Origin of the sequence: Streptomyces sp. NPDC046805, from assembly GCF_040645355.1 — a bacterium.
Classification (GTDB): domain Bacteria; phylum Actinomycetota; class Actinomycetes; order Streptomycetales; family Streptomycetaceae; genus Streptomyces.
The window spans coordinates 14,767-33,353 of the sequence record NZ_JBEYYC010000034.1 but is presented as its reverse complement, the minus strand read 5'-3'; the positions used below and the strand labels follow the sequence as shown (position 1 = coordinate 33,353).

16 protein-coding genes are annotated in these 18,587 nt (G+C 71.5%); 7 read left to right on the top strand and 9 right to left on the bottom strand.

The window, feature by feature from the left end:
- Positions 1-9 precede the first annotated feature (9 nt).
- Together ABZ910_RS29930 and ABZ910_RS29925 are read left to right on the top strand one after the other, a co-directional pair.
- Positions 10-1,437: a cytochrome ubiquinol oxidase subunit I gene (locus tag ABZ910_RS29930; RefSeq protein ID WP_361370933.1), complete on the top strand. Its 1,428-nt coding sequence runs from the start codon at positions 10-12 to the stop codon at positions 1,435-1,437.
- Positions 1,434-2,462 carry a cytochrome d ubiquinol oxidase subunit II gene (locus ABZ910_RS29925; RefSeq protein ID WP_361370930.1) on the top strand — a complete coding sequence of 343 codons (1,029 nt, stop codon included), beginning with the start codon at positions 1,434-1,436 and terminating at the stop codon, positions 2,460-2,462. The genes ABZ910_RS29930 and ABZ910_RS29925 overlap by 4 nt, the downstream gene beginning before the upstream one ends.
- Positions 2,463-2,491: 29 nt before the next feature.
- On the opposite strand, the gene ABZ910_RS29920 is transcribed toward ABZ910_RS29925, so the two are convergent.
- The 6 genes from ABZ910_RS29920 to ABZ910_RS29895 all read right to left on the bottom strand — a co-directional run bounded on the left by ABZ910_RS29920 (position 2,492) and on the right by ABZ910_RS29895 (position 8,389).
- Complete coding sequence (locus ABZ910_RS29920) at positions 2,492-4,597, bottom strand: catalase (protein WP_361370928.1); 2,106 nt, start codon at positions 4,595-4,597, stop codon at positions 2,492-2,494.
- Positions 4,594-5,142, bottom strand: coding sequence for a type 1 glutamine amidotransferase domain-containing protein (locus ABZ910_RS29915; protein ID WP_361370925.1), 549 nt, complete (start codon positions 5,140-5,142; stop codon positions 4,594-4,596). The genes ABZ910_RS29920 and ABZ910_RS29915 overlap by 4 nt, the downstream gene beginning before the upstream one ends.
- 51 nt (positions 5,143-5,193) lie before the next feature.
- Positions 5,194-5,625, bottom strand: a complete 432-nt coding sequence (locus ABZ910_RS29910) for a CBS domain-containing protein (protein WP_361370922.1) — start codon at positions 5,623-5,625, stop codon at positions 5,194-5,196.
- A 113-nt stretch (positions 5,626-5,738) separates the two neighbouring features.
- Positions 5,739-7,340: an NAD(P)/FAD-dependent oxidoreductase gene (locus tag ABZ910_RS29905; protein ID WP_361370919.1), complete on the bottom strand. Its 1,602-nt coding sequence runs from the start codon at positions 7,338-7,340 to the stop codon at positions 5,739-5,741.
- Complete coding sequence (locus ABZ910_RS29900) at positions 7,333-7,830, bottom strand: SRPBCC family protein (RefSeq protein WP_361370917.1); 498 nt, start codon at positions 7,828-7,830, stop codon at positions 7,333-7,335. Before ABZ910_RS29900 ends, ABZ910_RS29905 begins: the two co-directional genes overlap by 8 nt.
- Positions 7,831-8,152: 322 nt before the next feature.
- On the bottom strand, positions 8,153-8,389 hold the full coding sequence (locus ABZ910_RS29895; protein ID WP_361370914.1) for a CsbD family protein: 237 nt from the start codon (positions 8,387-8,389) through the stop codon (positions 8,153-8,155).
- Positions 8,390-8,691: 302 nt separating this feature from the next.
- On the opposite strand from ABZ910_RS29895, the gene ABZ910_RS29890 reads away from it, so the two are divergent.
- On the top strand, positions 8,692-9,327 hold the full coding sequence (locus ABZ910_RS29890) for a hypothetical protein (protein ID WP_361370911.1): 636 nt from the start codon (positions 8,692-8,694) through the stop codon (positions 9,325-9,327).
- A 100-nt stretch (positions 9,328-9,427) separates the two neighbouring features.
- Here the strand turns inward: ABZ910_RS29890 and ABZ910_RS29885 are convergent, their stop codons facing one another.
- Both ABZ910_RS29885 and ABZ910_RS29880 read right to left on the bottom strand, forming a co-directional pair.
- Positions 9,428-10,930: a HAMP domain-containing sensor histidine kinase gene (locus ABZ910_RS29885; RefSeq protein ID WP_361370908.1), complete on the bottom strand. Its 1,503-nt coding sequence runs from the start codon at positions 10,928-10,930 to the stop codon at positions 9,428-9,430.
- Positions 10,927-11,679, bottom strand: coding sequence for a response regulator transcription factor (locus tag ABZ910_RS29880; protein ID WP_361370905.1), 753 nt, complete (start codon positions 11,677-11,679; stop codon positions 10,927-10,929). Before ABZ910_RS29880 ends, ABZ910_RS29885 begins: the two co-directional genes overlap by 4 nt.
- Positions 11,680-12,287: 608 nt before the next feature.
- Here ABZ910_RS29880 and ABZ910_RS29875 point away from each other — a divergent pair.
- Genes ABZ910_RS29875 through ABZ910_RS29860 form a run of 4 tightly spaced genes read left to right on the top strand, consistent with a single transcriptional unit; the run spans position 12,288 to position 18,253 of the window.
- Positions 12,288-13,874 carry an IucA/IucC family protein gene (locus tag ABZ910_RS29875; protein ID WP_361370903.1) on the top strand — a complete coding sequence of 529 codons (1,587 nt, stop codon included), beginning with the start codon at positions 12,288-12,290 and terminating at the stop codon, positions 13,872-13,874.
- Positions 13,875-13,929: 55 nt separating this feature from the next.
- Entirely contained in the window at positions 13,930-15,621 is a 1,692-nt protein-coding gene (locus tag ABZ910_RS29870) for an IucA/IucC family protein (RefSeq protein ID WP_361370900.1), read from the top strand.
- The gene (locus ABZ910_RS29865) at positions 15,618-16,862 is read left to right on the top strand and encodes a type III PLP-dependent enzyme (RefSeq protein ID WP_361370897.1); all 1,245 of its coding nucleotides are present in this window, start codon (positions 15,618-15,620) and stop codon (positions 16,860-16,862) included. Before ABZ910_RS29870 ends, ABZ910_RS29865 begins: the two co-directional genes overlap by 4 nt.
- Positions 16,859-18,253, top strand: a complete 1,395-nt coding sequence (locus ABZ910_RS29860) for an MFS transporter (protein ID WP_361370895.1) — start codon at positions 16,859-16,861, stop codon at positions 18,251-18,253. Before ABZ910_RS29865 ends, ABZ910_RS29860 begins: the two co-directional genes overlap by 4 nt.
- On the opposite strand, the gene ABZ910_RS29855 is transcribed toward ABZ910_RS29860, so the two are convergent.
- Positions 18,228-18,587 carry a metalloregulator ArsR/SmtB family transcription factor gene (locus ABZ910_RS29855; protein WP_361370892.1) on the bottom strand — a complete coding sequence of 120 codons (360 nt, stop codon included), beginning with the start codon at positions 18,585-18,587 and terminating at the stop codon, positions 18,228-18,230. The genes ABZ910_RS29860 and ABZ910_RS29855 overlap by 26 nt on opposite strands.

Below are 18,587 nucleotides of genomic sequence, written 5' to 3'. Positions count from 1 at the left end.
AGGCATCCCATGCACACGGTCCTGCTGCTGACGGACGCACCGCCGCAAACGCTGCCGGCCAGATCGATGATGGCCTTCACCCTGGCCTCCCACATCATCCTGGTGCCCCTGGGCGTGGCACTGCCGCTGATCACGCTCATCACGCACGGCTACGGTCTGCGTCGTGGCGACGCGACCGCCCTGCTGCTGGCCCGGCGGTGGTCCGCCGTCATGGCGGTCCAGTTCGCGATCGGCGTCGTCACCGGCACGGTGCTGTCCTTCGAGTTCGGGCTGCTGTGGCCGCGCATGATGGGCCGCTGGGGCGATGTCTTCGGCATCGGGTTCGGTGTCGAGGCGTGGGCGTTCTTCCTGGAAGCCGTCCTCATCGCCATCTACCTCTACGGCTGGCGAAGGCTGTCCTCCCGGACCCACTTCCTGCTCGGACTGCCCCTGCCGCTCGCGGCGCTGCTCGGCGCCTTCGGCATCCTGGCCGCCAACTCGTGGATGAACACACCGCGGGGCTTCACCCTCGACTCCGCCGGCAACCCGGTCGACGTGAAGATCTGGAAGGCGATCTTCACCCCCATGTTCGGCCCGGAGTACTGGCACTTCGTCGTGGCGATGCTCGTGACGGCGGGCTACGTCGTGGCCGGCGTCTACGCCGTCGGGTGGCTGCGCGGCCGCCGGGACCGTTACCACCGGCTGGGCTTCACGATCCCCTTCACGCTCGCCGCTGTGTTCACCCCCGTGCAGTTCGTGCTCGGCGACTCCATCGCCCGGCAGGTCTTCCACAAGCAGCCGGTGAAGTTCGCCGCCATGGAGATCGTCTGGAAGACCGACACCCACCAGCCGGAGTACCTGTACGGCCGGCTGCATCCGGACGGTGCCATCTCCGGCGGCATCAGGATTCCGCAGCTCGACTCCATCCTCGCCGGGTTCCACGCGGACACCGAGGTGACCGGGCTGACCTCGGTGCCCGCGAGTGACCGGCCGACCCCCACCCAGGCCACCATCGCCCACTGGACCTTCGACACCATGGTCGGGATCGGCTCCCTGCTGGTGCTGCTCGCGCTCTGGTACGCGGCGATGTGGCTGCTGCGCCGCAGGATGCCCGCCAGCCCCTGGTTCTTCCGGTGCGCGGCCGTGTCCGGCGTCGCCTCCGTCGTCGCCGTCGAGTGCGGCTGGATCACCACCGAAGTGGGCCGCCAGCCGTGGATCGTGTACCAGAACATGCGGGTCGCGGAGGCCGTGACGGCCACGCGGGCCGGCGGTCTGTGGGCCATGTTCGGCGTGATCGTCGTCGTGTACGTCTTCGTCTTCGGGTCGCTCCTCACGGTGCTGCTGAAGATGCGCACCCGCTGGCGGCTCGCCGACCAGGCGGGCGGACAGCGGCCACCGAAGGAGACACCGGAGACGGACACGCCGTACGGGCCGCGCTCCGCCGGGAGCCGACCGTGATCGCCGGGGTCATCGCCGTCGTCCTGCTGGTCGCGATCGCCGCCTATGCCTGCGGCGGAGGCACCGACTACGGCGCCGGCTTCTGGGATCTGGCCGCGGGCGGAGCGCAGCGTGGCGAGCGCCCGCGCCGGCTGATCGACCATGCGATGGAGCCCGTCTGGGAGGTCAACAACGTCTGGCTGATCTTCGTGCTGGTCATCACGGGGACGGGTTTCCCCGTCTTCTTCCAGCAGGTGTTCACCACCATGTGGCTGCCCCTGGCGCTGGCCGCCGTCGGCATCGTGCTGCGCGGCGCCGGCTTCGCCCTGCGCAAGCCCGTCCGGCGGCTGGCCGGACGGCGCCTGTACGGAGCGGTCTTCGCCGTCTCCTCGCTGCTGACCCCGTTCTTCCTCGGTGCCGCGATCGGGGGAGTGGCCTCGGGGCGGGTGACGTCCACGACGACGGCGTCGACCGACGCCTGGGCCAATCCGACGTCGCTGCTGTTCGGTCTGCTCGCCATCGCGGCCACGGCGACGCTCGGGGGCGTCTTCCTCGCCGCGGACGCCCGGCGGTTCTCCGCTCCGGACCTCGACCGGTACTTCCGGCGGCGGGCCCTGGGCGCCCTCGCCGTCGTCGTCGTGCTCGCTGTGATCACCCTGTTCGTCACCCACGGGGACGCGCCGCATGTGTGGCACGGACTCACCCACGGTGTGGGTCTCGTCTTCCTCGTCATCGCGGCGCTGGCCACGCTCGCCACCGCATGGCTGCTGACACGCCCCTCCGGAGTCTGGTCCCGGATCTCGGCGGTCGGCGTGGTCGCGTCGGCCGTCATCGCCTGGGGCATGGCGCAGCGCCCCTACCTCGTCCCGACGTCGCTGACCGTCGCCGAGGGCGCGGGCGCGCACACCACACTGCGCTGGCTGGCGTTCGTCACCCTCGTCGCCTTCGTGCTCGTCGTTCCCGCGGTCGCCATGCTGTACTGGCTCGACACCCATGGCGAGCTGGAGGGCCTCACCGACGCCGACCTGCGGCGCGGTGGCGGGTGACCGGGGCCGCCTTGGGCGCAGGAAATCGATCAGCAGCGGGGCGCCGGGCGGCCCCAGTGGCGGTGGGCCGCTACGGCGGCCGCGAGTGCCCTCACGAACTCCGCGCTCGCGGGGTCGGGGGCGGCGTCCGTGATCACGCCCTGGTCGGTCACCTGGTGGTGCGGCTCCAGGGACAGGCGCAGGCCCTCCGGTTCCAGGGCCGCGAGTACGTCGACGCCGTTGCCCAGCGCCGCCACGGGCTTGCCGTGCCGGTAGGCGTCGCGGACGAAGCGCATGGCGTCCGGATCGACACTGAGCGGCGAGGTGTGTGCGGCGTTGCCGGGGAGGACGACCGCGTCGTACAGGACGGACGCGACGGTCGGGAGCGCGCGGTCGACCTCCAGCGGTTCGCCGTCGGCCGTCGGCACGGTGCCGTCCGTCGCGGCCAGTACCTCCACGATCGCGCCCTCCGGTTCCAGTGCCTCGCGGATCGACGCGACCTGGCCGCCGTTCACCCCGTCGGCGACCGGCACCGCGATCTTCCGGGTGCGGATCGACCCGTCTCCGGTCAGCGACTCCAGGCTGAGGGCGGGCGAGGACTGCTTGGACGCGGTCTGCGTGCCGTCGGCCGGCTCGGGGACCCCGATGCCGTGCGCCACCTGACGCGCCAGTTCGCCGTCCACGCAGGCGAGTTGTTCGACCGTGCGGGCCCGCACCTCCGGCGTCCCGACCTTGCCGAGCTCGAACCGGAAGGCCTCCACGATGTGCTGTTTCTCCCAGTCGGACATGCTGTTCCAGAACAGCGCGGGCTGGGTGTAGTGGTCCTGGAAACTCGGGCTGCGGCGGCGGATCTTGGCGCCGTCGACGCGCTCCGCGTAGTGCGTGAACGCCTCGGAGTCGGCGCCCGCGGGCGCGGGGCAGCCGCCGCCGAGGGAGTTGGGGTTGTAGTTCGTGCCCCGGTGGATGGTGCTCTGGTGGTAGCCGTCGCGCTGGTTGTTGCGTACGTCCGCCACCGGGCGGTTCACCGGGATCTCACTGAAGTTGGGGCCGCCGAGCCGGATCAACTGGGTGTCCAGATACGAGAAGTTGCGGGCTTGGAGCAGCGGGTCGTTGGTGAAGTCGATGCCGGGCACGACGTTGGCGGTGTGGAAGGCGACCTGCTCGGTCTCGGCGAAGAAGTTCTCCGGGTTGCGGTCGAGGACCATCCGGCCGATCGGCCGGACCGGCACCTGCTCCTCCGGGATGATCTTCGTGGCGTCCAGCAGATCGAAGTCGAACGCGAACTCGTCCTCCTCCGGCACGAGTTGGACACCCAGCTCCCACTCCGGGAAGTCGCCCGCCTCGATCGCGTCCCACAGATCGCGCCGGTTGAAGTCCGGGTCGCGGCCCTGGCACTCCTGCGCCTCGTCCCACACCATCGAGTGCACGCCGAGCCGCGGCTTCCAGTGGAACTTCACGAACGTGCCGCGCCCGTCGGCGTTCACGAACCGGAAGGTGTGCACCCCGAAGCCCTGCATCATGCGGAAGCTGCGCGGGATCGCCCGGTCCGACATCAGCCACATGACGGCGTGCAGGGTCTCCGGCTGGAGGGAGACGAAGTCCCAGAAGGTGTCGTGCGCGGAGGCACCCGTCGGGATCTCGTTCTGCGGCTCCGGCTTCACCGCGTGCACGAAGTCCGGGAACTTGATGCCGTCCTGGATGAAGAAGACGGGGAAGTTGTTGCCGACGAGGTCGTAATTGCCGTCCTCGGTATAGAACTTGGTGGCGAAGCCGCGTACGTCCCGCACCGTGTCGGCCGAGCCGCGCGGCCCCTGCACGGTCGAGAACCGCACGAAGACCGGCGTCCGCACGCCGGGATCCTGGAGGAAGGCCGCGCGGGTGAACTCGGCGCAGGACTCGTAGGGTTCGAAGTAGCCGTATGCGCCCGAGCCACGCGCGTGCACGACCCGCTCCGGGATGCGCTCGTGGTCGAAGTGGGTGAGCTTCTCCCGGGCGTGGAAGTCCTCCATCAGCGTCGGCCCGCGCTCACCGGCGGCCAGCGAGTCGTCGGTGTGGTCGACCTCCACCGCCTGGTCGGTGGTGAGCGGTCCCGAGGCGGGGTCCGCGGCGCGGTACGTCTCGAGCTGTTCGTCCTTGGGATCGGGGCTGGTGGTCATCGCTCTGCCGCCTCCTCCTGGAACACGTCCATATATGTTTCGCAGAACGCCTTCAGGTCGCCCGGCTTGCGGCTGGTGACCAGCTTGCCCGGCCCGTGGTCGCAGACCTTGACCTGCTCGTCGACCCAGGTGCCGCCCGCGTTGCGGATGTCGGTCCGAAGGCTCGGCCACGAGGTCAGCTCACGGCCCCGCACCGCGTCCGCCTCGACGAGCACCCACGGCGCGTGGCAGATCGCGGCCACCGGCCGGCCCCGCTCGAAGAACTCCTTCACGAAGGCGACGGCCTTGTCGTCCGTCCTCAGGAAGTCCGGGTTGGCGACGCCGCCCGGCAGCACCAGGCCGTCGAAGGAGTCGGCGGACGCCTCTCCGACGACCTCGTCCACCCGGAACGTGTCCGCCTTGTCGAGGTGGTTGAAGGCCTGGATCTCGCCGGACTCGGTCGACACCAGGACAGGTTCGTGCCCGGCGTCCACGGCCGCCTGCCAGGGCTGGGTGAGTTCCACCTGTTCGACGCCCTCGGGCGCGGTCAGGAAAGCGATACGCATGATCGGTCGGCTCTCCTCTCCTGTCTCGGTGTCGTACGTACGGTCCTGCGGTCAGGCGCTGGGTCCAGGGCTTCCGTACAGGTCCGGCGTCGGCGACGTGATGCTTCCGATCTGCCCCTGGACGGCCGGATCGTCGAGGCAGAGCAGGCCCACGAGCTCACCGTCCTCGACCACCGCGACCCGCCGGGCCTCGTGCTCGCGCATCGCGCCGGCGGCATGCGTGACGTCGTCGTCCGCGTCGACGGTGAGCAGGTCTCCCCGCACCACCTGGGCGACGGTCATCTGGCGCGGGTCGGCCCCGTCGGCGACGGCACCGACCACCAGGTCCCGGTCGCTGACCAGCCCCATCGCTTCGTCCTCGTCCATCACCAGGACGACGTCGATGCTCTGGTCGCGCATGATCCCGGCCACCGAGGCCACCGACGCGCTCGCCTCCACGGCTGTCGGAGCACTGGTCATGATGTCGCGCACGTTCCTGGTCATGTCGACTCCCTTCCACGCACGGGCAGGGCGCTGTCATCGCGCTTCCCTGCCGGGTACCCAAGGCCACGCGCCCCACCGGTCCGCGTCCGGCTCAAGCGCTCCCTCCCCGGCTGTCATCGCGCCAGCGACCGGTGGACGCCCGCGAGCAGGCGGGTGACGGGGCGGTGGGCGCACAGTGCCGCGTGCGCGGCGTTGGCGCCGGGCGCGCCGTGCACGCCGCCGCCGGGATGGGCGGAGGCGGAGGCGAGGTACAGGCCGTGGATCGGTGTCTCGGGACGGCCCGTACCGGGGACGGGACGGAAGACCGCCTGCTGGTGGAGACTGGTCGTGCCGCCGTTGATGGCACCGGCGTCCAGGTTGGCGTCCTCGGCCTGGAAGGTGGTCGGCGCGAGGATGCGCCGGCTCACGATGCGGTCGCGGAACCCCGGGGCGTACTGCTCGACCCGCCGCTCGATCCGGTCCGCCATGGTCTCCCGCTCGGACTGGTCCCAGGTTCCGGTGAGGCCGTCGTCGGCGGCGTCGCCCCGTATGTCGCGGGGCAGGTGGGTGTAGGCCCAGGCGGACTCGGTGCCGTCCGGGGAGCGCGTGGGATCGGCGGTGGTCATCTGTCCCAGCAGCAGGAACGGCCGGTCCGGGACGAGTCCCATGGCGATCTGCGCGGCGAACCGGGTGAGGTCGTCCACGTCGTCGGCGATATGGACGGTGCCCGCGCCCGCCGTCTTGCCGGCGGTCCAGGGCACCGGCCCGTCGAGGGCCCAGTCGACCTTGAACGTGGCGAAGTCCCACTGGAAGCGCCGCAGGTCCTGACGCACGCGCTCCGGCAGATGGTCCGGGGCGACGAGCCGGCCGTACAGATCGGGTGCGGACACATCCGCGAGGACGGCCCGCCGGACCGGGATCGACTCGCCGTCGGCCGTGCGCACGCCGACGGCCCGGCCACCGGCGACGACGACCTCGGTCACCCGCTCACCGCAGCGGACGCTGCCGCCCCGGCGCTCCAGGCGGCGTACGAGCGCGTCGGTGAGGGCACTCGCGCCGCCGACGGGGACGGGGAAGCCGTACGTCTGACCGAGCATCGCCAGCAGCCAGCCGAAGCCTCCGCTCCCGGCGGCCTCCGGGCCGAGGTCGGCGTGCAGGGCGTTGCCCGCGAGCAGCAGCCGTCCGCCCTCACCGTCGAACTCCTCCTCGCCGAGCCGCCGTACGGGAAGCAGCATCCTGCGCGCCAGCCGCAGCGCGCCTCCGGCGCGCAGCCGCAGCCCCAGCGACACCGGGCCCTTCAGGGGCGGCATGGGGGCGAAGAGCGCGGCGAGCAGGCCCGCTCCGGCCCGCTCCCAGGTCCGGCACTGCTCGCGCCACGACTGCCCGTCCCCTTCGGCGAAGCCGTCCAGGCTGTCCGCGGTGACCTCCCGGTCCCGGTCGAGGACGGCGCAGCGCCCGTCGGGCAGCGGGTGGGCCAGCACGTGCGGCGCGTGGGACCAGCGCAGTCCCTCGTGCCCGAGGTCCAGGCGGTCGATGACCGGGGAGGCCGCGGCCAGTGGGTAGAAGGAGCTGCAGTGGTCGTTGACGTAGTCGGGATGGAGCCCGCGGTCGCTGCGGACGGCTCCGCCCGGGGTGTCCTGGGCTTCGAGCACCTCCACGGACCATCCGTGGTCGGCGAGGATGTTGGCCGCCACCAGGCCGTTCGGCCCGGCGCCGATCACCAGGGCGTCACTCACGGCCCGCCTCCCCGGTGACGGAGGACGGCCGGGCATCCGCGGACCCCGGCTCCGTCGGCGGGTTCAGCCGCTCGACCAGCCGGGCGAGACGCCGGAGCATGTCGCGATGGCGGAACTGGATCGCGGTCTCCAGAACCGTGTTGTGCAGGGTGCCGCCGAGCCCGCGCAGCGGATGCTCGTCCACGATGAGGAGCGTCTCCTCGCCCCAGGGGCGGATGTCGAACGCGATGCGCGCCGTGCCGAGGCTGGTGTGCGCTTCCAGTTCGAGGTACCGCGGATGCTCGAGACGGCGTACGACCGTGTATCCCTCGACGCTCTTGGGGCCGAGCTTCACCGTGTAGGCGAGCGATGAGCCGACTTCGGGCCAGCGGCCCGTGCGGGGAGCCGACTCGGACGTGCCCACGACCCAGTCCGCGTACCGGGACGGGTCTCTCAGGACGTTCCACACCGCGGCCGGTTCGCGTTCGACGAGTTGGTGCCGGATGGCCATGGCCGCCTCCTTCCGGACGAATGACCCAGCCAGGTGTGCCCCGAGTGCCCAGCCGGGCGCCGCGCCTCACGCGCCCTGCGCGGTCACACCACGCCGGCCGGCACCTGGCCGCGTGGCTTCCAGGCCCCGGATCGGGGCCCCGAGCGTCTCGGTCAGCGACGTCATTCCGTCGCGGGTCTCGCCAGGCCTCGCGCGGGCCCGTCTGGAGACGGACCAGATGCGCGCAACGACCCCCCTGCCGCCGTACAGCTTCGTGCAGCGGTCGGTCACTCCGTGCGGCCGTGCGAACCGTCCGGACCCGGTGGGCCGGCGTCGGCCGCCCTCACATGTTCTTGCGGGCCCTGCCCTTCATCTCCTCGGCCTTGCCCTTGGCCTCTTCCGCCGTCCCACGCACCTTCTGGCCCGCCTCACCGGCTGCCTGAAGGGTCTTGCCCGCCATGCGGTCGCCCGCGCCCTTGGCGCGCATCTTCTCGTCGCCGATGGCACGACCGACGAATTCCTCGGTCCTGCCCTTGATCTCCTGGGCCATGCCCTTGATCTTCTTTCCCTGATCAGTCACGTGGATCAGCCCCTCGGCAGAGGATTCCCGGCTCTTCTCACGCCCTCCGGCTACCTCGACCGGGCCTTCTGAAACCGCCGGATCGAGGGTCGTGAAAGGCCGCGGGCTCGATGAACCGAGGCCGAGGACCTGCGTCCCGTACCCGAGAAGGGCCCCGCATTCCCGGCCTCGAATATGAAGGGCGCCTTCATGAAGGGCGCTTTTACGAAGAGACCGTACGGTTCCCCGCACCATGACAGCCATTACGGGGTACAGGAGGGTTTCGCGTGTCGGGGCAGCAAGTTGGGGACCGTGTACCGGCGATGAGCCGACGTCGGCTGCTGGCCGGGCTGGCGGCGGGGCCGGTGGTGCTCGCGGGGTGCGGACTCGTGGGCGACTCCGACCCCCTCCACCTGGCGGGTTCGAAGCTCGACACCACCATCATGGTGATCCGCCATGGTGAGAAGCCCGACGGAAGCCGGCTCGGCTACGACGAGCACGGTCGGCGGGATCCCCACTCCCTCACCCGGCGCGGCTGGGCCCGGGCCCGGGCGTTGCCGAAGCTGTTCGATCCGCCGAGGGGCCGGTCCCTCGTCCCCGGCCTGATGCGCCCCAGGACCATCTATGCCGCCACGGACAAGGGCCCGCTGGCCGGCGGCCACCGGATGCGGCAGACCGCGACACCGCTGGCCCACCAGATGGGCATCACCCTCAATACGACCTTCGCCGAGTCCCAGGAGGCCGCCCTGGCCAAGGCTGCCGTCGCTGCCCCCGAACCGGTGCTGATCTGCTGGCAGCACAGCCGTATCTCCGACATCGTCGAGGGCCTCGGCGCGGCCGACACCGGCGTACCCGACGCGTGGCCGGACCGTTTCGACCTGGTCTGGGTCTTCACGCACGCCCGCGGCAAGTGGTCCTTCCGCCAGGTCCACCAGCACCTGCTCCCCGGCGATGCCTGAGCATGTCGTCGACGCCGCGCAGCCGGGGGTGTCCCAAGAGGCCGGAGTCCCCGACACTGCGGGCAGCCTCGGCTGTCGCGTGCGCGGCCTTCGCCTGACCTCATGGCTGTCTGCCAGGGGAGCCTTCGATCATGGATCGGTTGCTGTCCGTGGAGCAGAGGTGCGGGGGCGGGATCTCGGGGAGGGCAGCCGAGCCGTTCCGGGTGGCCGAGGCCCGGGCGGGACGGAGGCGGACGACGGCGTCGAGGCCGCTGCGCGGTGCGGCGTCGAGGGCGATCTCGCCGCCGCTGGCACGGGTGAGTTGCTGGACCATGGTCAGGCCCAGGCCGGTCCCGTCGTGGTGGGCGTCCGCCGCGCGCCAGAACCGGTCGAAGGCGCGCTGCCGTTCCGCTTCGGTCATGCCGGGGCCCTCGTCGGTGACATGCAGCTCGACCACGGGCGGTGTGCGGCCGCCGTCGCCGGGAGTGGTGCGAGCGGCCAGGGTGATGGCGGTTCCGGGTGGGGACACGCGCAGCGCGTTGGAGAGCAGGTTGTCGATGATCTGCTCGAGCGCGCCGGGTACCGCCCACACGGGGCCGGCCTTCGCCCCGGCCACGGCGATGTCGACGTGCTGTTCCCCGGCGAACGCCGCCCAGATCGCCGCGCGGTCGGCGACGACGGCGTCGAGGTCGACGGCCTCCGGTGTGATCGCCGCGTTCTCCGACCGGGCCAGGGCCAGCAGCCCCTGGACCATGCGGCTGAGCCGCTCCACTTCGCAGATCGCCTCGTCGAGGCTGTCCTGTGCGCAGGGGGCGAGGTGAGGCTCGAAGTTCTCCAGACGCAGGCGCAAGGCGGTGAGCGGGGTCTTCAGCTGGTGCGATGCCTCGGAGGCGAACGCCTGCTGGGCGCGGAGCAGGTGCTGGAGCCGGGTTGCGGCGCGGGTGAAGGAGGCGGCGAGACGGCGTAGTTCGGGCGGCCCGCGATCGGTGGCCGGCGGGTCGGTGAGGCGGCCGTCCGACAGTTGCGCGGTGGCGCGCTCCAGGGCCCTGACGGGGCGGGTGATGGAACGGGCGAGCGTGAACCCGATCAGAGTGACCGCGGCCAGTACTCCCAGCCCCACGACGGCGAGCGCCGTCCACATGGCGCGCTCCTTCCGGGCGACGGCGGCAAGGGGGTAGAGGGTCCGTACGGCGCAGAGGATCGCGTTGCCGGAGCCGCCGGGCGCGGTGGCGAACAGCGTCCCACCGTACGAGGCCGGGTCGGTGCGGGTCCCGGTCGTGGGCCCGCCGTGCAGTGCGGTGGCGATGTCCGGCTCGGCGGACAGGTCGGTGCCGGCGGTGGTGGCCCTGGTGGTGTCGGTCATGACGACACCTCTTCGGTCGGTGACGATCACGCGGCTGCCGGTGCGCCGGGCGTAGTTGCGGGCGAATTCCGGCAGATCGGTGGCCAGCCCCCGTTCGACCTTGTCCTCACAGACCTCGGCGAGCGTCATCGCGCCCTGTTCCGCCGTGCTGGCGAAGCGAGATTGCTCGCTGCGGGCGTAGACGAGGCCGAACGGCACTTCGAGGGCGAGCAGGACGAGCAGTATGAGGCTGAGGTGGCTGAGCAGCAGGCGACGGTTCACCGAGCGCCTCCCACGCAGGGTCCGGGTGGTGGTGTGGAGGCGGCATGGGGTGCGCTCGGCGGGACCAGACGAAAGCCGATGCCGCGGATGTTCTCGATCCAGGAGGAGTCGCCGAGTTTGCGGCGCAGCGCGGCGATGTGGACGTCGAGGGTCTTGGTGGGGCCGAAGTAGTGGGGTTCCCACGCGGTGTCCAGGATCTGCCGGCGGGAGCAGACGGCTCCCGGGTCTTCGGCGAGGCAGGTGAGCAGGTCGAACTCCTTGGGTGCCAGTGCGATCGGCGACCCGTGCAGATGGACCTGGCGGGTACGGCGGTCGATGGCCAGGGCGCCGATTCGCTGGGCGCCGGGTGTCCCACCCGCGCCGCCGGCTCCCGTCTCCGGGCCCGCGCCGAGGGCCCCGGGCCGGGCGCGGCGGGTGACGGCGCGGATCCGGGCCACCAGTTCCCGTACGCCGAACGGCTTGGACACATAGTCGTCCGCGCCCAGCTCCAGGCCGAGCACCCGGTCGACCTCGTCGTCCCTGGCGGTGATCATGATGATCGGCACGGGGGAGCGGGCCCGCAGGGCCCGGCAGACGTCGATGCCGTCCATGTCGGGCAGCCCCAGGTCCAGCAGCACCATCGCCGGTTCCGGCGCGGACAGCCCGGCGGCCCCGGTCCGGGCGTGCTCCACGGCGAACCCGAAGCGGCGCAGGCCCTCCATCAACGGTCCGGCCACCCGGTCGTCGTCCTCGATCAGCAAGACGCGCATGCCGACAGGCTCACAAACCTCCGGTCCGTCGTGCAGCGCAATCGCCGTGGGCTCCCCCGAGTCAGTGATCCTTTCGGGCTGGCCCGGTGACGATGCGCGGGGCCTGCGGATCGACGGTCGAAGGACGGGGCTCGCCCCGGACGGTGGAGCAGCGGGGCGGGGTGTCACGGAGAAAGCAAGGACATGGCCAGCGTGCGGTGAAGAGAGGGTTAAGAAGCCCGCGGCCCGGTGCGCGGCGTGACGGGTCGAAGCAGGCCCGCGGAGGACGGGCAACGCCCCTCACCACCAAGGAGCTTGACGTCTGCCGGCATGCACGGCCCCTTGCGGATCCGACGCGATCTGCCCCCGGGAATCCGACGGTCGTCACCGGCCGGCCCGCGCGTACGGAGAGCAGCTTCACTCCAGGAAGAGCGGACGAACCCTTGATCATCTGTCGGGGCCCGCTGTATCTGCGCTGGCAATGCGCTTGATCGCCGCCTCCTAGTGTCGAGGTGCGGCCGGATCCCACAGGAGCACGCCGCGCCCTCCGTGTCTGCAGGCACCGCATCCTGCCGAACCTCCGCACTTTTCGTGAATCCGCTCTTCTTCGCCATGCCAGGACGGTGATGATGTCCCAGACCAGCACGATCGACGAACTGCGCCGCGTCCGCGCGGATCTGGTGGAGCCGTTCACTGCCGCGCTCCCGGGGGCGCGCGCCGCCGTGCTCGGCCGACTCTGGGGGGCCTTCGCGCGAGAGCCCCTGCCCGGTGTGACCGGCCGACGGAAGAAGGCGGACACCCTGGTGGTCACCCTGCGGCAGGGCGGCCGGCTCGTCGCGGCCGAGTCCTGTGCCCGGCGGTTCGCCCAGGTGCCCGACCACTTCACCGTGACCGGGCCGACCGGGCGGATCGGCGGCCCGGCCGAGCTGCTGGCGGAGCTGGGGCTGCGAAGCCCGGCCGCGCGGCGGCTGGCGGCCGAGCTCGACAACAGCGTGGTCAACCTGGCGCTGGCCCGCGCCGCGAACGCCGAAGGCACCGGACGGATCCAGGATTCGGCCGACGCCGAGCAGGCGGTGATCGACGGCCACCCGCAGCACCCGTGCTGCCGGACCCGTACCGGCATGTCGGTGACCGACATCCTGGCGTACGCGCCCGAGCACCACCCCCTGCTGGAGCTGGCGCTCCTCGCGGTCCCGGCCGACCGATGGCAGGGCGCCGGCACCTGGCCGAAGGCGCTGCGGGACGGCGACACGGTCCTGATGCCGGTGCATCCCTGGCAGCGGGACCACGTCCTCGTACACCACCCGGATCTCGTCGCGGCGCGGAGGACGATCGCGGCCCGGCCGCTGCTGTCGCTCCGCACTCTCGCGCCCCTGGACGAACTGCCGGGCTGCCACGTCAAGACGGCGCTCGACGTGCAGGTCACCAACTACCGGCGCACCATCTCCCCGGCCGAGGTCGCCGACGGTCCGCCCCTGTCGGATCTGGTCTCGGCCGTCATCGACAAGGCCGGGTACGGCAGCAGCCTGCGGGTCCTGCGCGAGCTGGGCGGCGGTTCGGTACGAGTGGGCGGTGAGGCGTCCGCAAGCCTCGCGGCGATGATCCGGGAGTCTCCAGAGTGCCACCTCGATGCCGGGGAGATCGCCGTGCCGCTCACCGCGGTCCACGCGACCGGAGCCGCGATGGTGACCGGCGATCCGGTGCGCTGGATGGCGGACTTCGCCGGGCAGGTGCTGCCGCCCGCGCTCACGCTGCTGTCCATGGGCGTGGCACTGGAGGCCCATGGCCAGAACACGCTCGTCGTGCTGCGGGACGGGCGGCCGGTGCGCGTGCTGTACCGGGACCTGGACGGGGTGCGGGTCAGCCCGCGCAGGCTGGCCCGATGGGGTTTCACACTGCCGCCCCTGGCCGGCACGCGCGCCGGGGACGACGTGGAGGCACTGCGCACCAAGCTGTTCGGCGGCCTGCTCAGCGGCGTCTTCAGCGAACTCGTCGATGTCCTTTCCCGTACCCGGTCCATCGAACCGGAGGCGCTGTGGGCGGCGGTGGCCGAGGCCGGCCGCCGCGTGTACGCCGAACTGCCGGACGACGGGGACGCGGCGGCGTTCTTCGGCGACGCGCTGCCGCTGAAGGCGACCGTCGCGATGCGCCTGGCCGACGACCCGGGCAAGGCGCAGTGGACTCCCGTCCCCAACCCGCTCGCGCGGCGGAGCTGACCGGCGCACAGCACCGGATGCGGCCACCGCCCCCCCCACGCACTGGAGACCCGGCATGACCACCACCCCCACTGTCATCACCACCCCGCCGACGGAGCGGCCTGCGCGGACCGCCGACGCCGTCACCACCCACACGCTGCTCAACTGCCTGATCCGCGAGGCGTCCGCCCCCGAGCACCAGGTGACGGTCGATGAGGACCACCTGCTGCTGCGCCTGCCCCGTCGTGACCTTCTTCTGCGCGTCCGGCTGCGCCGGGTGTCGCTGATCGGCGCCCACCGCTTCCAGGGACCGGTCCAGCGGCTGGACGGCGACGCCTGGGCGACGGTCGACTGGCGGGAGCTGGCCCGGTACGTCCAGGACGAACTGGAGCTGCGCACCGGCATCACCAACGACGAGTTCCTCGACCAGGTCGCCGACAGCCGCGAGACCATCCGCACGGCTCTGGAGCAGCGGGCGCACTCCGCCCCGCAGGCCGATGCGTATGTGGCTTCGGAACAGTCGCTGGTCTTCGGCCATCGCTTCCATCCCACCCCCAAGGCCCGCACGGGTGATCCGAAGGACTGGCTGGCGTACGGGCCGGAAACCGGCGCCCGCTTCTCGCTGCGCCATCTCGCCGTACGCCGCCCTCTGGTCCGTCAGGAAGGCGACCTGCGCGAGCTGGACGCCCTGTGTCCGGTGGCCGACCCCGGGTTCGTGACCCTGCCGGTGCACCCCTGGCAGTACCGGCTGCTGAGCGACCACCCCCCGCTGCGTGCCGCCATGGCGGCCGGCGACATCGTCGACATGGGCGTGAGCGGGCCGCAGTCGGTGCCGACGGCGTCCGTGCGCACGCTGTACCAGCCGGACGCCGACACCTTCCTGAAGTTCAGCCTGAACGTCCGGCTCACCAACTGCCTCCGCAAACACGCGCGGTATGAACTCTCCGGTGCCGTCGCCCTCAACCGCATCGTCCAGCCCGTCATCGCCGGATTCGCCGACCGCTTCTCCGGATGCGCCCTGCTGGCCGAGCCCGGCTACCGCACGCTCGACATCGACGACGACACCGATCTGCTGGAGGGGCTCGCCGTCATCGTCCGCTCCGGGCTTCACCCCCACCTGCGGCCCGGCGTGACCCCTCTGCTCGCCGCCGCGATCGCGGACGAGTACCCCACCGGCACCGCCCACGTCTCACACCTCCTCGCCCGTGGTGAAGGAGACGTACTCGCCTGGTGGGACGCCTACTTGGGGCTGCTGCTGCCGCCGGTGCTGGCCGCGTACTTCGAATACGGCGTCGTCCTGGAACCCCATCTGCAGAACGTCGTCGTCGGTGTGCGCGCCGACGGAACGCCGGCCCAGATGCTCTTCCGCGACCTGGAGGGCACCAAGCTCCTGCCCACCCACCACTGGCGCTCCCTGGCTGCTCTGCCCGAGGACGTTCGCACGGCGCTCACCTACGACGCCGAACGCGGCTGGAACCGCGTCGCCTACTGCCTGCTCGTCAACCACACCGCCGAACTTCTCGGCGCGCTCGCGGACTTGCGGCCGGAACTGGAGCCGGCCCTGTGGGGCCTGGTCCGCGACCACCTCGACGCCTACGCCCACACCGCCGGCGAACCGCCACGGCTGCGCGCCCTGCTGTCGGGCGTACCGCTGCCCGCCAAGGCCAACCTCCTTCTGCGCTGGGCCCGTCAGGCCGACCGGCACGCCACCTACGTGCCGCTGCCCAGCCCGCTCGGCGCCGACTTCCTCCGCGAGGTGACCCAGTGAGGGCCCAACTGCGCGCTCACATCAACGGGTTGACCGCCGACGAACTGCCCGCCTACGTCTACGATCTGCCGGCCTTGCGCGCGCACGTCCACGCGATCCGGGCCGCGCTCCCGGATCGCGTGGAGCTGCTGTACGCGGCGAAGGCCAACTCCGACCCGTGGCTGCTGCAGGCCCTGGCCGCGTACGTGGACGGGTTCGAGGTGGCCTCGGGCGGCGAACTGGGCCATGTCCGCGCCCACTTCCCCGAAATTCCGGTCGCCTTCGGCGGTCCCGGCAAGACCCCGGCCGAGCTCGACCAGGCGCTGAAGGAGGGCGTACAACGCCTGCACGTCGAAAGTGAACACGAGTTGCGCCTGCTCACGAGCGTGCTGGGGGAGCGCACCGCCGATGTCCTGCTGCGCGTCAACCTGCCGGTCGCCCTCGCATCCGTCGCCCTCGCCATGGGCGGCCGGCCCAGCCCGTTCGGGATGGACCCCGCACAGTTGGACCGGTGCCTGGCGGTCATCGCCGCCGACCGGCGCATCCGGCTGCGCGGGCTTCATGTCCATCTGGCCAGCGGGCTTCAGGCCACCGACCAACTGGCCCTGATCCAACAGATCTTGGCCTGGGCAGGCGACTGGGCCCACACACGGAGGCTCGACCTGACGGAGGTCAATGTCGGCGGCGGCATGGGCGTCGACTACGCCCGCCCGCACCACCGGTTCGACTGGGCCGCCTTCGGCGCCGGACTGCGCCGGACCCTGCTCCGGGACCCCCGGTTGACGGTGAGGATCGAGCCCGGCCGCTCCGTCACCGCGTACTGCGGCTGGTACGTCACCCAGGTCCTGGATGTGAAGTCCAGCCGTGGTGAGGCGTTCGCCGTGCTGCGCGGCGGCACCCACCATCTGCGCACCCCCGCCGCCAAACAGCACGACCACCCCTTCGAGGTCATCCCCGACGACTCCTGGCGGCAGCCCTGGGAGCGCCCAGAAGTGCGGGACCAACCGGTCACGCTGGTCGGGCAGTTGTGCACACCCAAGGACGTCCTGGCCCGCCATGTACGGGTGGAGCGGCTGCGGGTCGGCGACTGGATCGCGTTCGCCATGGCGGGCGCCTACGCCTGGAACATCTCCCACCATGAGTTCCTCATGCACCCGCACCCGACCTTCCATCACGTCGACGATCCGCGGATCGACGATGCGGAGGCGGTCGAGCGTGCGGAGATGTCCGTGGCGGGCATGCGTGCTCTCCAGGCGCCATGAGCGTGCGATATGGCCTCCGTATCCGCGCGTCCCGTGGCGAGCGGGCCCCGCGTGCGGTGCTCATCACCCTCGGCGTCCGCGACTTCCGCCGCTACCTGCTCGGTCAGCTGACCTCCAACGTGGGCACATGGATGCTGCGTGCCGCCCAGGACCTGCTGGTCCTGCACCTCACCGGCAACAGCGGCAGCGCCGTCGGTATCGTGACCGCACTGCAGTTCCTGCCCCAGACCCTGTTCGGCCTGACCGGCGGCGTCATCGCCGACCGCTTCCCCAGGCGCCGACTGCTGCTGATCACCCAGACGGCCATGGCAGTACAGTCCCTGCTGCTCGGCGTCCTGACCGTCACCGGGGCGGTGACGCTCGGGTCCGTTTACGCGCTGGCCTTCGCGCTCGGCACCGCCACCGCCGTGGACAGCCCAGCCCGCAACGCCTTCATCTCCGAGCTGGTCGCCAAGGAGCAACTGGGCGCCGCCGTCAGTCTGAACGCCGCCCAGTTCAACGTCGCCCGCATCCTCGGCCCCGCCCTCGCGGGCCTGACCGTAGCCGTCGCCGGAACCGGCCCGGTGTTCCTCATCAACGCCGCCTCGTACCTGGCGATCCTGTACGGCCTGCTCACCATCCGTACCGACGAGTCCGCCGTGACGGTCCGCCGTCGGCACGACGGCACGCGGCTGTCGGACGCCTTCCGCCACATCACCGCGAGCCCGGACCTGCTGCTGCCGATCACGCTCATCGCCTGCGTCGGCACCTTCGGACTCAACTTCCAGGTCACCATCTCCCTCGTGGCGATGACGGTCTTCCACTCCGGCGTCGCCGCCTTCGGCTACCTCTCGTCCGCCTACGCCGTGGGCAGCCTGGTCGGCGCAATCCGCGTGGCCGACCGCGGGCAACCTCCCACGGCGCGGCGCCTGGTCACCGCGACGGTCGTCTTCGGGGCGCTGGAGGCCACGCTGGGCCTGATGCCCGGATACGCCGCGTTCCTCGCGCTGCTCGTCCCGACCGGCTACGCCGCGGTGACCGTGACCACCCTCGCCAACGCCCTGACACAGCTTCGCGCCGACCCGCACCTGCGCGGGCGCGTGCTGTCCGTCTACTTCCTCGTCCTGCTCGGCGGCACTCCCGTCGGCGCCCCCCTGGTCGGCATGGTCGCCGACGCCTTCGGCGCCCGCTCCACCCTGGTCTTCGGCGGCGTGATCTCCGCGTCCTCCGCTCTGGTCCTCTCCGCATGGGTCACCGGACGGACCCGACGCCTGGATCGCCTCGAGCAACTGCCGTGCGGCACGGATCTTCACGGGTCACTGTCGGAGAGCACCGGCCGGCCCACCCAGCCCTGGGTACTGCGGTATCGACGCCGCCAAGGCCGGCTCAGTCGTGTGGAGCCTGACCGCTGACGCGGTGGTCCGCGTGGCTGAGCGCTTCCATCACCAGGCGCCGCAGGTGCCCGTCGCGCAGGCTGTAGTGGATGTGCCGTCCCTCGCGCCGGGTGTTCACCAGCCCCGCGAGGCGCAGCTTGGCCAGGTGCTGGCTGACGGCCGTGCGGGACGCGCCGCACTGTTCGGTCAACGAGCCGACGTCGGACTCTCCTTGGGCGAGCAGCCACAACAGGTGCAGCCGGGTCGTGTCGGACAGCATCGCGAACACCTCGGTCGCCTCCGCCAGCCGGGCTCCGTCCGGGACCCGCAGATGCGTATGAGATGCAGATGAGACCGTGTCGCGTGCAGCCAT